Origin of the sequence: Microbacterium sp. NPDC090014 (assembly GCF_044748285.1) — a bacterium.
GTDB lineage: Bacteria > Actinomycetota > Actinomycetes > Actinomycetales > Microbacteriaceae > Microbacterium.
The window spans coordinates 2101350-2113987 of sequence record NZ_JBIVFS010000001.1; the positions used below are offsets into that span (position 1 = coordinate 2101350).

Annotated in this window: 11 protein-coding genes and 1 tRNA gene; 9 read left to right on the forward strand and 3 right to left on the reverse strand. The window is 68.2% G+C overall.

Features of this window, described 5'->3' with window-relative positions:
• Nucleotides 1-30: 30 nt before the first annotated feature.
• Nucleotides 31-576: a TetR/AcrR family transcriptional regulator gene (locus tag ACIPV5_RS09910; protein WP_053095865.1), complete on the reverse strand. Its 546-nt coding sequence runs from the start codon at nt 574-576 to the stop codon at nt 31-33.
• A gap of 112 nt (nt 577-688) precedes the next feature.
• Here ACIPV5_RS09910 and ACIPV5_RS09915 point away from each other — a divergent pair, with 112 nt between their 5' ends.
• The 6 genes from ACIPV5_RS09915 (at nt 689) to ACIPV5_RS09940 (ending at nt 7373) form a co-directional block, all read left to right on the forward strand.
• On the forward strand, nt 689-2224 hold the full coding sequence (locus tag ACIPV5_RS09915; protein WP_400340936.1) for an MFS transporter: 1536 nt from the start codon (nt 689-691) through the stop codon (nt 2222-2224).
• A 75-nt stretch (nt 2225-2299) separates the two neighbouring features.
• A complete protein-coding gene (locus ACIPV5_RS09920) occupies nt 2300-3343 on the forward strand; it encodes a 3-isopropylmalate dehydrogenase (protein WP_053095867.1) in 1044 nt (347 codons plus the stop codon).
• Nucleotides 3344-3403: 60 nt separating this feature from the next.
• Nucleotides 3404-4504: a branched-chain amino acid aminotransferase gene (locus tag ACIPV5_RS09925; protein WP_053099091.1), complete on the forward strand. Its 1101-nt coding sequence runs from the start codon at nt 3404-3406 to the stop codon at nt 4502-4504.
• Between the two features lie 78 nt (nt 4505-4582).
• Nucleotides 4583-5359: a fumarylacetoacetate hydrolase family protein gene (locus ACIPV5_RS09930; RefSeq protein ID WP_187249545.1), complete on the forward strand. Its 777-nt coding sequence runs from the start codon at nt 4583-4585 to the stop codon at nt 5357-5359.
• Nucleotides 5356-6612 (forward strand): MFS transporter, encoded by a 1257-nt coding sequence (locus ACIPV5_RS09935; RefSeq protein WP_400340937.1) that lies wholly within the window; start codon nt 5356-5358, stop codon nt 6610-6612. The genes ACIPV5_RS09930 and ACIPV5_RS09935 overlap by 4 nt, the downstream gene beginning before the upstream one ends.
• The gene (locus ACIPV5_RS09940) at nt 6609-7373 is read left to right on the forward strand and encodes a class I SAM-dependent methyltransferase (protein ID WP_400340938.1); all 765 of its coding nucleotides are present in this window, start codon (nt 6609-6611) and stop codon (nt 7371-7373) included. The genes ACIPV5_RS09935 and ACIPV5_RS09940 overlap by 4 nt, the downstream gene beginning before the upstream one ends.
• Nucleotides 7374-7459: 86 nt before the next feature.
• Here the strand turns inward: ACIPV5_RS09940 and ACIPV5_RS09945 are convergent, their stop codons facing one another.
• Entirely contained in the window at nt 7460-8704 is a 1245-nt protein-coding gene (locus ACIPV5_RS09945) for an acyl-CoA dehydrogenase family protein (RefSeq protein ID WP_400340939.1), read from the reverse strand.
• Nucleotides 8705-8877: 173 nt separating this feature from the next.
• Here ACIPV5_RS09945 and gltX point away from each other — a divergent pair, with 173 nt between their 5' ends.
• Nucleotides 8878-10383, forward strand: a complete 1506-nt coding sequence (gene gltX, locus ACIPV5_RS09950; protein WP_056278639.1) for a glutamate--tRNA ligase — start codon at nt 8878-8880, stop codon at nt 10381-10383.
• Between the two features lie 149 nt (nt 10384-10532).
• A tRNA-Gln gene (locus ACIPV5_RS09955) sits at nt 10533-10604 on the forward strand.
• Nucleotides 10605-10656: 52 nt separating this feature from the next.
• On the opposite strand, the gene ACIPV5_RS09960 is transcribed toward ACIPV5_RS09955, so the two are convergent.
• Nucleotides 10657-11478, reverse strand: a complete 822-nt coding sequence (locus tag ACIPV5_RS09960) for a hypothetical protein (RefSeq protein ID WP_400340940.1) — start codon at nt 11476-11478, stop codon at nt 10657-10659.
• A gap of 194 nt (nt 11479-11672) precedes the next feature.
• On the opposite strand from ACIPV5_RS09960, the gene ACIPV5_RS09965 reads away from it, so the two are divergent.
• Entirely contained in the window at nt 11673-12632 is a 960-nt protein-coding gene (locus ACIPV5_RS09965) for a DNA topoisomerase IB (protein ID WP_372983609.1), read from the forward strand.
• Nucleotides 12633-12638: the final 6 nt, after the last annotated feature.

A 12638-nucleotide genomic window follows, 5' to 3' on the forward strand; every position in this document is an offset into this window, starting at 1 on the left:
GTCGCTCCTCCCGCTCTGTCGTTCCCGGCCTCAGGGAGCGGTGGCGCGCAGCACGAGCGCGATCAGGTCGGACAGCTCGTCACTTCTCGGCACCAGGCGCTCGGGACCGTGCACATCGAGCGAGTTGTTGAAGTACAGGCCGTCACTGAGCAGCATCACGAGATCGAGGCTCGCGGCATCCCGCACATGAGGACGGATCGTGTCCTCCCAGCGGTCGCGGTTGCGTCGCAGCGCGTCGGCAGCGGGTGCCGAGCCGCCTTGGGCCAGGCGGGTGGCGGCGATGAGGACGCGGTCCAGCGCGTCGTCCTCCATCACGGAGGTGCGCACGTAGTACGCGACGGGGCCCTCTTCGGCCGAGGTCATCCGCTCGAGATCCAGAGTGGTGAGCGCATCGAGGCGCTCGATGAGGCCCGCTGCCAGCTCGTCCTTCGAGCCGAAGTGATAGAGGAGGCCGCCCTTCGACACGCCGGCGGCCTTCGCTGTCGCATCCAACGTGGCCGCCCGCTCACCGTCTTCGATGACGATCGATTCGAAGGCGTCCAGGACGCGTTCGCGGGCGAGGGGAGGTCGGGGCATCGGGGATCCTCTGTTCGTCTCGATTCACAGTAGCGCGGACGTATGACGATTCTGTTACTATACCATCTGGACGGTTTAGTAACGATGCCGTCGTGATCCTGAGAGGTGTTCCATGACCCGTACTGCGTCGATCCCGACGACAGAGACGGATGCTCCCCGCGTCGGCGCCCGTGGCTGGGCGGCACTCGTCGTCCTCATGCTGCCGGTGCTCCTGGTGTCGGTGGACAACACGGTGCTGAGCTTCGCACTGCCCGAGATCTCCATCGCGCTCGCGCCCACCGGAGCGGAGCAGCTGTGGATCATCGATGTGTATCCGCTCGTGCTCGCCGGGCTGCTCGTGACCATGGGCACACTCGGAGACCGCTTCGGGCGTCGTCGGATGCTGCTGATCGGCGCGACCGGCTTCGCGGCCGTGTCGGCACTCGCTGCGTTCGCCCCCACGGCAGGTCTTCTCATCGCCGCACGAGCGCTGCTCGGCTTCTTCGGCGCGATGCTGATGCCGTCGACCCTCTCGCTGCTGCGCTCGATCTTCACGAACCGCGATCAGCGGCGCCTCGCCATCGCGGTCTGGGCGTCGGCGTTCTCCGCGGGCTCGGCCCTCGGGCCGATCGTCGGCGGCTTCCTGCTCGAGCACTTCGACTGGGGCTCGGTCTTCCTGATCGCCGTGCCCGTGCTGATCCCGCTCCTCATCGCGGCGCCGCTGCTCGTTCCCGAAAGCCGTGACCCGCACCCCGGACGCATCGACATCGTCAGCATCATGCTCTCGATGGCAGCGATGATCCCGGTCGTCTACGCGATCAAGTCGCTCGCCGTCGACGGCCCCAGTCTCACTGCGGGGGCGTGGGCGCTGCTCGGCATCGCGATGGGGTATCTCTTCGTGCGACGTCAGCTCGCAGCCGAGGTCCCGATGCTCGACATGCAGCTGTTCCGCCGGGGCTCCTTCTCGGGGGCGATCCTCGTGAACCTCCTGAGCGTCGTGGCGCTCGTGGGCTTCCTCTACTTCGTGTCGCAGCACCTGCAGCTCGTCCTCGGCCTCTCGCCGATGACGGCCGGCGCAGCGCTCGTGCCCGGAATGGCCGCGATGATCGTCGCCGGCCTCTCGGTCGTGCCGATCTCACGGCGAGTGCCACCGCACGTGCTCGTGCCCGCGGGTCTCGCGTTCTCTGTCGCCGGCTACCTCCTGGTCGCGTTCACGACGGCGGATCACGGCGTCGCTCCGCTGATCATCGCCTTCGTGGTGCTGGGCATCGGCATCGGGGCGGCGGAGACGATCTCGAATGAGCTGATCCTGTCCAGTGCTCCGGCCGAGAAGGCGGGCGCGGCCAGCGCCGTGTCCGAGACCGCCTACGAGCTGGGAGCGGTGCTCGGCACCGCCGTCCTCGGCGGCCTGATCACCGCGTTCTACCGCGGGGCGCTGGTGATTTCCTCCGGCATCCCAGCGGAGGCGGCGCACGCCGCGACGGAGACGCTGGCCGGCGCCTACACTGCCGCGAAGGATCTGCCCGCGCAGCTCGGAGACGCGCTGTGGGATGCGGCTGCCGCCGCCTTCGGATCGGGTGTCCTGGTGACCTCGCTGATCGGCGCGGGCCTGGTGATCGTGGCCGGGGTGATCGCCGCCGTCACACTGCGCAAGGCGCCCTCGCACTGACCAGTACGCTGGGAGGACCGGCCCGCTCGGCATGCATCCGAGCGTCGGCCGGTCCATCCCGATGCAAGGAGTGTCATGTCGCGTGTCGTGAAGCTGGCCGTCATCCCCGGTGACGGAATCGGCCCAGAGGTCGTCGCCGAGGCCGAGAAGGTCCTCGACGCGGTCACCGCATCGAGCGATGTGACGTTCGACAAGACGCGCTTCTCGCTCGGCGCCGCCCGTTTCCTCGAGACGGGCGACACTCTCACCGACGATGATCTGCAGTCGATCTCCGAACACGACGCGATCCTGCTCGGCGCGGTCGGCGGCACGCCAGGAGACCCGCGCCTGAAGGACGCGAACATCGAGCGCGGCCTGCTGCTGAAACTCCGCTTCACGCTGGATCATTACGTCAATCTGCGTCCGTCCAAGCTCTTCGCCGGTGCCTCGGGTCCGCTCGCGAACCCCGGCGAGATCGACTTCGTCGTCGTCCGCGAGGGCACTGAGGGGCCGTACGTCGGCAACGGCGGCGCGATCCGCAAGGGCACACCGCACGAGGTCGCCAACGAGACGTCCGTGAACACGGCATTCGGTGTCGAGCGGGTCGTGCGATACGCGTTCGATCTCGCCGAACGTCGCAGCAAGAAGATCACCCTCGTGCACAAGACGAACGTGCTCGTGCACGCCGGCGCCATCTGGCAGCGCGTCGTCGACGAGGTCGCGTCCGAGCATCCCGACGTGTCCGTCGACTACCTGCACGTCGATGCCGCGACGATCTTCCTCGTCACCGATCCCTCGCGCTTCGACGTGATCGTCACCGACAACCTCTTCGGCGACATCCTCACCGATCTCGCAGGCGCTGTCACCGGCGGCATCGGACTCGCCGCATCGGGCAACATCAACCCCGACGGCACCTTCCCGTCGATGTTCGAGCCGGTGCACGGCTCGGCTCCCGACATCGCGGGGCAGCAGAAGGCCGACCCCACCGCGGCGATCCTGTCGGTCGCGCTGCTGCTCGACCACCTCGGACTCGGAGCGGAGGCCGCTCGAGTGAGTGCCGCCGTCGAATCCGACATCGCGACCCGCACGGGTGCGCGCACGACCGCGGAGATCGGCTCCGCGATCGCTGCTCTGCTCTGACCGACAGGCGTAGGCTGAGACGGCGCGAGGATGCGCGCCGCATGAGGAATGGATGACGAGATGACGACCATCGACGCCGAGACCACCGTGGCTCCGCTGGAGTTCGCTGTGACCAAGAACCTGACCGCCGCGACGCCCGGTCGGGTCGCCGAGGTTCACGAGAACCCGGGGTTCGGTGTCGTGTTCACCGACCACATGGTCGACATCTGCTGGTCCGTCAAGGGCGGATGGCACCGACCGCGCGTGCAGCCCTACGGACCCATCCCGCTCGACCCGGCCGCGTCCGTGCTGCACTACGCCCAGGAGATCTTCGAGGGCATCAAGGCCTATCGTCACGCCGACGGCTCGATCCACACGTTCCGCCCCGACCGCAACGCGGCACGACTGCAGGCCAGCGCGCGTCGACTCGCGCTCCCGGAGCTGCCCACCGAGTACTTCATCCAGTCGCTGCGCGAGATCATCGCGGTCGACGGTCGCTGGGTGCCCTCAGGTGCCGACCAGAGCCTGTACCTGCGTCCGTTCATGTTCGCCAAGGAGGCCTTCCTCGGTGTTCGCGCGGCTCAGAAGGTCGCGTACTACGTGATCGCCAGCCCAGCCGGAGCGTACTTCACCGGGGGAGTGAAGCCCGTGCGGATCTGGCTCTCCGAGGACTACGCCCGTGCCGGCAAGGGCGGCACCGGCAAGGCGAAGACCGGCGGCAACTACGCCTCGAGCCTGCTCGCGCAGAGTGAGGCGAGCGCGAAGGGCTGCGACCAGGTCGTGTTCCTCAACGAGCAGCGCAACGTCGAGGAGCTCGGCGGCATGAACGTCGTGTTCGTCTTCAAAGACGGCCGCGTCGTGACGCCCGAGTCCGACAGCATCCTCGAGGGGATCACACGCGATTCGCTGCTGCAGCTCGCCGAAGACCGCGGCTACGCGGTCGAGAAGCGTCCGATCTCCATCGACGAGTGGCGCGAGGGTGTGGCCTCAGGCGACATCGTCGAGGTCTTCGCCTGCGGCACCGCCGCCGTCGTGACTCCCATCGGTGCTCTCGTCGGCGAGGGCTTCGATGAGCCGCAGCCGCTCGGCGAACTGGCCCTGTCGCTGCGCGAAGAGCTCACCGACATCCAGTACGGCCGCCGTGAGGACAAGCACGGCTGGCTTCTGCGGCTCGACGCCTGAGCCTTCGTACTCTCGAGACCCCGCTGCGCTTCCGTGCAGCGGGGTCTCGTCGTGCATCACGCTGGATAGGCTGGTGGCATGAAGATCGCCCGATTCAGCCATGACGACGCCATCCTCTTCGGGATCGTCGATGACACCGACCTCGTCGTCCTCTCCGGCGATCCGCTCTTCGCGGGCTACGAACCCACGGGTGACCGGGTGCCGATCGCGGACGCGGTGATCCTCGCTCCGGTGATCCCGCGCTCCAAGATCGTCTGCGTCGGCAAGAACTACCACGATCACGCCGCCGAGATGGGCGGAGTCGCCCCCGAGGAGCCGCTGCTGTTCCTCAAGCCCAACACCGCCGTCATCGGCCCGGGAGACGCCATCGTGCGCCCCTCGATCTCGGAGCAGACCGAGTACGAGGGTGAGCTCGCTGTCGTGATCGGCAGGGTCGCGAAGAACGTGAAGGCCGCGGATGCCCTCGATCACGTGCTCGGCTACACGATCGCCAACGACGTCACCGCGCGAGACCTCCAGCGCAAGGACGGTCAGTGGGCTCGGGCGAAGGGCTTCGACACCTTCTGCCCTCTCGGCCCGACCATCAGCACCGACTTCGACCCCTCGGTCGCGACGATCGAGACCCGCGTCAACGGCGAGGTGCGGCAGAAGGCGCCGCTCACCGACATGATCCACTCGGTCGAGGCGATCATCGAGCATGCTTCGGCGGCCTTCACGCTGCTGCCCGGCGACGTCATCCTCACGGGTACGCCCGCAGGTGTGGGGGAGTTCGTCGCCGGGGACACCGTCGAGGTCGAGATCACCGGACTGGGTATCCTGCGCAACACCGTGCGCGACGCCGTGCGCGCATCATGACCGGCGTCGCCCTCACGGCTGCTCAGCAGGCGGCGGTGCAGCGGCGAACCGTGCTGGTTCTCTCCACAGGGCAGGTACTGGGCGGGATCGCCTTCGGGGCGACGGTGTCTCTCGGCGCTCTGCTTGCGGCTGACATCTCGGGCAGCGACGCCCTCTCGGGGCTCGCGACGGCGTCGGTCACCCTCGGCGCCGCGCTGTGCGCCATCCCGCTCGCGCGCCTGGCTGCCAAGGTGGGCCGACGCCGAGCCCTCACCTTGGGAAACCTCTTCGCACTCGTCGGCATCGCGGTGGTGATCCTCGCGGCGTCGGTGCGGGTGTTCCCGCTGCTGCTGGTCGGCATCCTGATGATCGGCGCCGGCAATGCGGGCAATCTGCAGTCGCGGTTCGCCGCGACCGACCTCGCCGCACCACGGCATCGCGGAAGGGATCTGTCGATCGTGGTCTGGGCGACCACCATCGGCGGTGTCGCTGGGCCGTTGCTGCTGGGGCCGGGGGAGATCGTCGGGGCGGCGATCGGCATGCCGCCACAGACCGGTTCCTACGCCTTCTCGTTCGTCGCTCAGTGCGTCGCGCTCGCCCTGTACCTCGTGGCGCTCCGCCCCGACCCGCTTCTGGCAGCGCAGCGGCTCGCCTCGGCGGCCGCGAAGGCGACGGGCGCCGTCGTCGCCGACCGACCTGTGGTCGCGCGCTACGCGATGTTCGCGGTGGCCGGTTCGCACGTGGTGATGGCCTCCGTCATGGCGATGACCCCGGTCCACCTCGCCCATATGGCGCACGGTGCACACGGCATGGCGCCCACCCCGGCCGATGTCTCGGCTCTCGTGGGCATCACGATCGCCCTGCACGTCGGAGGCATGTACGCGCTGTCGCCCGTCTTCGGCATCCTCGCCGACAGATGGGGCCGGCTGCGCGTGGTTCTGCTGGGGCAGATCCTTCTCGGCGGGGCGCTCGCGTTCGCCGTCTTCGCGAACGATCGGGAGTGGGGCGTGATCGTCGCTCTCATCCTGCTGGGACTCGGATGGAGCGCGGCGACGGTGGCAGGGGCCGCGCTGCTGACCGAGTCGAGTGCCTCCGAGATCCGCACGCGCAGGCAGGGCCGCAGCGATTCGCTGATGAGCCTCTCGGCCGCAGCAGGCGCTGTGCTCGCGGGTGTGGTGCTCGCGAACTTCCAGTACGCAGGGCTCGGGATCGCGGCATCGGTGATCGTCATCGCCATCGTCGCGCTGTCGCCGCTCGGCCGCTCGCGCGGATGAAGGACTGGACGGGCACCGGGCGCGCATACGCCGACTCCTACGCGTCGCTCTGCGTCGGGACCGCGGAGGCCCTGCTCGGAGCGTTCGGAACCCCTGGGAAACGGACGCTGCTCGACGTGGGGTCGGGCACAGGAATGCTCACGGCCGCATTCGCCGATGCCGGCTGGGATGCGACCGGATGCGAGCCCGAGCCGACGATGCGAGACGTCGCGCTGCGCGAGCATCCCGAGATTCCGGTGCGCGACGGAACGCTGCCTGACCTGCCTTTCGAGGACGGCCAGTTCGACGTCGTCGTGGCGAACTTCGTGCTGAACCACGTCGCCGACCCCCGAGCATCCGCGGCGGAGCTCCTCCGCGTCTCCGTAGATCTGGTGTCGGCGACGATCTGGACGAACTCGCCCACCTGGCTCTGGCGGGAGGTGTGCGAGCGTGCGGCACTCATTCCTGCGACGGGGGAGCGACTGCCGCCGGAGAGGGACTTCGAGCGCACCGTCGACGGCTTCGCGAGGATGCTCGACGACGCGGGCTGGCCGCGCCCGCAGGTGTCTGAGATCACCTGGACGTGGTCGGCCGATGCGACTGCGCTGTGGGCGTCCGCCGAGGGAGGCGTCGGGGGAGCCGGTCAGTTCTACCGTGCGCTCGACGACGCCGGTCGGCGCTCGTTCCGCGCGGCCTTCGAGTTCGTGTGCGCCGAGCGGTCGATCGCCGGACGCCTGCCGCTGGCGCATTCTGCGGCGGTCGCCGTCGCGCCGCGAGGCTAGACCGCCCAGGGCAGAATGCCCAGGGCTCCCCGGTGCCGCGACCGCCTCCGTGAGCGCGGCACCGAGGAGCACCTGAATCGCGGCGATCAGGTGTACCAGGTCGGCTCAGGCACCTCGTTGCGCAGCACGTAGTCGCCGACCTCCCGCTTCTTGTACGCGATCGGGTCGTGCAGGCTGTGCGTGCGCAGGTTGCGCCAGAAGATGTCGAGGCCGACCGAGTTGGCCGAGGCCCTGGCGCCGGTGAGCTCGTAGATCTTCGTGGCGACCTCCAGGCCGTCGTCGACGATGCGCAGCTTCCCCGCCGCGATGCGCACGGCGATCTCGCCACGTCGACGTGCAGTGAGTTCTTCGCGCGGGGCGTGCAGCACCGCACTGATCTCGGCGCCCACGGCATCGAGCAGCGCTTCGTCGGCCCACAGCTTCGATGCCAGCTCGCCATAGCCTTCGAGCAGATACCACTCGTCTGTCGCGTGCTGCTTGTCATCGCCGCCGTACGGCCACGGGCGGGTCACAGATCGCGTGTAGGCGGATGCCGTCTGGAGGGCACCCTGTGCGATGCCGAGGTAGAAGTTCGCGAAGACGAGCTGGATGGTCGGCACGTTCAGAGTGTTGTAGGTCAAGGGGCGGAACACCCGGTCGACGAAGCCGGCTGCCACCGACCAGGGGACTCGGACGTCGCGGATCTCGACCGAGCCCGATTCGGTGAGTCGCTGCCCCAGGTTGTCCCAGTCGTCTCCGAAGACGATCCCCTCCTGAGCCGTGGGGACGATCGCGAAGATGTGCGTCTCGGTGCCTTCGAGGACGCCTTCGAGGACGGTCAGGTCCGAGATCTGGCCGCCCGTCGAGAAGGACTTGCGCCCGGAGAACACGAGATCATCGCCGTCTTCGCGGATCACCAAGTCGGAGTCGCGCGGGTTGACCGCGCCGCCGAAGACGAAGTCGTTCGCGGTGTACAGCTCCTCGACCGCGGCGATCTGCTCTTCGGTTCCGACGAGACGGGCCGCCCACGCCCAGAGGTAGTGATACCCGAGGACCTGTCCGATCGACCCGTCGCCGCGGGCCACCGCCCTGATCACCTTGTAGGCGGTGTCCCAGCTCTCACCGGCGCCGCCGTGGGCGCGAGGGCCGAGCAGGGTGACCAGCCCCGAGTCCTTGAGCAGCTGGACCTCGGCCCGAGGGGTCGCATTCGCGCGGTCCCGCTCGACGGCATCCACCGCGAGGATGTCGGCCACCTCCTCGGCGCGGTCGATCCACTCGAGGCTGGTCTGAGGTCTTGGCGTGCCGCGCCAGCGATCGCTGAGGCCTGTCGTCACTGCATCCGTGATTGTCATGTTGTCACCCTTCCGGTTGGTCGATGCGGCAACGATAGAAGCGCGTCGGCGTCGAATGCGGGTTGTTACCCAGGGTGAGGGACTGTTACCCACGGTGACCCCTCCTGAGCGGCCCGCGACCGCTGGCGATCGGGGAGGTCGAGACGCCACCCGGCAACTAGAATCGAGGGGATATGGCTACCCCGCACCCCCTCACCACGACCGCCAGCGGCTCCGACGTACGCGTCCGCTTCTGCCCCTCGCCCACCGGACTGCCGCACGTCGGCATGGTCCGCACGGCCCTCTTCAACTGGGCGTACGCCCGCCACAACGGCGGGAAGATGGTGTTCCGCATCGAGGACACCGACGCCGCGCGCGACAGTGAGGAGAGCTTCCGCCAGCTCGTCGACGCTCTGACCTGGCTCAAGATCGACTGGGATGAGGGCGTCGAGGTCGGTGGGCCGCATGCCCCGTACCGCCAGTCCGAGCGTCACGACATCTATCGCGGCGTGATCGACAAGCTCCTCGCCTCCGGCGCCCTGTACGAGAGCTTCTCCACGGCGGAGGAGATCGACGCCCGCAACGAGGCGGCCGGACGCGCGAAGCAGCTCGGCTACGACAATCACGACCGGGATCTCACGACCGAGCAGAAGGACGCCTTCCGCGCGGAGGGTCGTCAGCCGGCACTCCGACTGCGCGTGCCTGACGAGGACCTCACCTACGTCGATCTGATCCGCGGTGAGGTGACCTTCCCCGCCGGTTCCTTCCCGGACTTCGTGGTGGTGCGTCCGAACGGGATCCCGCTCTACACGTTCGTGAATCCCGTCGACGACGCGCTCATGGGCATCACGCACGTTCTGCGCGGCGAAGACCTGATGCCCTCCACGGCTCGTCAGCTCGCGCTGTACGCGGCCCTGATCGACGCCGGCGTCACCACGTTCGTCCCGCGGTTCGCTCACATGCCGCTCGTGCTCGGCGAGACGGGTAACAAGAAGCTCTCCAAGCGCGACCCTCAGGCGGATCTTTTCCTGCACCGGGATCGCGGATTCATCCACGAGGGTCTCCTGAACTATCTGGCGCTGCTCGGCTGGTCCATCGGTCACGACCGCGATGTCTTCACGCTCGAGGAGTTCACCGAGGCGTTCGACATCGTGGACGTCAACCCGAACCCGGCTCGGTTCGACCAGAAGAAGGCCGAGTCGATCAACGGCGACCACATCCGCAAGCTCGACGAGAAGGACTTCGCCGAGAGGACGATCCCGTACCTCGCGGCCGCCGGCCTCTTCGACGAGCCGACTCACGAAGAGCTCGTGCTCGCCTTCCGGGTCGCCCCGCTCGTGCAGGAGCGCGTGCAGCTGCTCGGGGACGTGCCCGGCATGGTCGGCTTCCTCTTCTCCGACGACGTCTCGTATGACGCCGACGCGCTCAAGGGGCTCCCTGCGAACGCCGGCGAGGTTCTCGACGCGTGCGTGGTGGCTCTCGAGCCGGTGACCGACTTCACGCCCGAGAAGATTCAGGAGGCTCTCGCAGCGGCGCTCGTCGAGAGCCTCGAGCTCAAGCCGCGTGTCGCCTACGGTCCTCCGCGTGTCGCGATCACGGGACGCCGCATCTCGCCGCCGCTGTTCGAGTCCATGGAGCTCCTGGGCAAGGACGAGTCGCTGCGACGGCTCCGGTTGCTGTCGGAGTTCCTGGCCGGCTGAGACGGCCTGGTCGACGAGGGAGAGTCGCCGATGAGTGCTCTCCCTCGTCATCTCCGCCCGCGACGCGCCCGGACGAACGGCGGCGTTTTGGCATTAGGGCCGCGGCTCGGGTAAGCTTGACTCTCGGTGCGAGACTCCGGTTTCGCCCTTGGGGTATGGTGTAATTGGCAACACGGCGGTTTCTGGTTCCGTTGTTCTTGGTTCGAGTCCAGGTACCCCAGCAAGACAAAAACCCCCGCTCAGGCGGGGGTTTTGTCGTTACTGGATGCGTGCCTACTCGCACTCTCCGATGAACCCGAGGTAGCACACCGCTTCGTGCGTGACGGCCGGCTCGTAGTCGTCGTTCGACACCTGACGTGTATCGATCTCAGGCGTCCGGTGAAGGCTGCCATAGCTGCCGAGCGTGGCCACGAAGTAGCCGTCGCCGTCCTGCGCCTTCATCTCGTCTATCGCCGCGCGGTACTCGGCGCACAGGCGGGTCGCGCTCTCGGTGAGCTCGACATCGACGCAGGCTGCCGTGTAGGTCGCGACCATGAGGTTCGTGCAGTCCGTCCAGTCCTGGTTCACGCTGCAGGGGTTCACGTTGTCCATCGTGACGTCGTAGCGCCCGGTCTCGTACTCCTCGCTGCGGAAGGTCTCTGGCTGCTCGGGTACATCGGTCTTGGTCCAGTGTCGCGCCGTGGCGAAGGCGAAGATCACGACGATCGCCGCGATGAGAAGGAGCGCGCCCACGATCGAGAGCGCCACCCAGAGACCGACACGCCTCTTCTGACCCGGAGGGCCGTCGGGCGCGGCCGTGTATCCCGGGTACACCTGCGGGCCTGCTGGCGCCGGGGCCTGCGTGGCGTACACGGGCGCCGTGTCGTATGCGGGAGGAGGTGCGTCGTACGCCGGAGGAGGTGCGTCGTATGCGGGGCCCGTGGGCGGCGGGGGAGCGGTCGGCTGAGTCGACACCCAGTAGGCGTACCAGCTCTGAGCGGACGCGGTATCGTCGGCCACCTGTCGGGCTTCGAGGTCGGTGAGCTGCAACCCGAGTGGGGCGCGCAGATCTGCACGGGTCAGGGACGCACGGAACTCCTCGAATGACATCGCCATAGTCACGAGGATGGCAGACCATCGGGTGCCCGGACAATCCGATCGGCGCGATGCCGCTGCCGACGGAGCATGCCGTCCGGAGGGAGATATCGCCTAGCAGAGCGCACCCGTGTCGCGCCATGCCCTTCACTGCCGTCGCCGGGCCGGGCATCGTGATCGCAGATGCCCGACGCGGCATGACAGGGAGGATGCCAATGGCACTCACGAGAGTCGTCCCCGGCGAGACGCCGGGAATTCGACGCGTGCGATCGGGCTCCGGCTTCCGATACGTCGATGCCGGTAACACGCCCGTGGCCGAGGCCGATCGAGAGCGCATCCGGGACCTCGCGATACCTCCCGCGTGGAAAGACGTGTGGATCGCCGCCGACCCCCTCGCTCACATTCAGGCGGTCGGCACAGACGATGCGGGCAGACGTCAGTATCTCTACCATCCCCTCTGGCGCACCGGCAGAGATCAGCGCAAGTTCGCCCGGGCGCTCAAACTGGCCGAGGCGCTGCCCGCCGCCAGGGCGAAGGTCACCCGTGCCATCGGTGAACCGGGACTGACACGTGAACGCGCCCTCGCCGTCTCCTTCCGGCTGCTGGACGACGCTGCACTGCGCATCGGCTCGGAGCGCTACCTGGTGAAACACGGCAGTCGCGGCCTGAGCACGCTTCGGCGACGGGACGTGCGGATTGACGGGAGTACGGTCGCGCTCAGCTTCCCGGCGAAGAGCAAGCAGCTCGCCTCGATCGAGATCACCGATGCGCCGCTCGCCGAGGCGCTGTCGGAGTTCGCCGTCGGTTCGCCGAAGGCTCCGCTGCTCGCCTATCGCAAGGGCCGTCGCCGCGTGCGCCTCACCTCGAGCGAGGTCAACGACTATCTGCGGCAGGTGGCGGGATCGTCGTTCACCGCGAAGGACTTCCGCACGCTGCACGGTACGATCCTCGCGGCGGACGCGCTGGCGCGGATCGGCCGACTCGAGACGAAGACCGATCGACGGCGCGCCGAGCGCCTCGCTGTGCAGGCCACGGCGTCGGCGCTCGGCAACACTCTCGCGGTCGCCCGAGGGAGCTATATCGACCCGCGGGTCTTCCGGCTCTACGCGCGCGGTCGCACTCTCGACCTGTCGGTGTCGCCGGAGACTGCCATCCGCAAGCTCCTCGGGCGGTGAGGGGCG

Bases quoted from the DNA above. Each gene is read 5' to 3' on its own strand.
- ACIPV5_RS09910 (WP_053095865.1), bottom strand. From the start codon at position 576: ATGCCCCGACCTCCCCTCGCCCGCGAACGCGTCCTGGACGCCTTCGAA.
- ACIPV5_RS09915 (WP_400340936.1), top strand. From the start codon at position 689: ATGACCCGTACTGCGTCGATCCCGACGACAGAGACGGATGCTCCCCGC.
- ACIPV5_RS09920 (WP_053095867.1), top strand. From the start codon at position 2,300: ATGTCGCGTGTCGTGAAGCTGGCCGTCATCCCCGGTGACGGAATCGGC.
- ACIPV5_RS09925 (WP_053099091.1), top strand. From the start codon at position 3,404: ATGACGACCATCGACGCCGAGACCACCGTGGCTCCGCTGGAGTTCGCT.
- ACIPV5_RS09930 (WP_187249545.1), top strand. From the start codon at position 4,583: ATGAAGATCGCCCGATTCAGCCATGACGACGCCATCCTCTTCGGGATC.
- ACIPV5_RS09935 (WP_400340937.1), top strand. From the start codon at position 5,356: ATGACCGGCGTCGCCCTCACGGCTGCTCAGCAGGCGGCGGTGCAGCGG.
- ACIPV5_RS09940 (WP_400340938.1), top strand. From the start codon at position 6,609: ATGAAGGACTGGACGGGCACCGGGCGCGCATACGCCGACTCCTACGCG.
- ACIPV5_RS09945 (WP_400340939.1), bottom strand. From the start codon at position 8,704: ATGACAATCACGGATGCAGTGACGACAGGCCTCAGCGATCGCTGGCGC.
- gltX (WP_056278639.1), top strand. From the start codon at position 8,878: ATGGCTACCCCGCACCCCCTCACCACGACCGCCAGCGGCTCCGACGTA.
- ACIPV5_RS09960 (WP_400340940.1), bottom strand. From the start codon at position 11,478: ATGGCGATGTCATTCGAGGAGTTCCGTGCGTCCCTGACCCGTGCAGAT.
- ACIPV5_RS09965 (WP_372983609.1), top strand. From the start codon at position 11,673: ATGGCACTCACGAGAGTCGTCCCCGGCGAGACGCCGGGAATTCGACGC.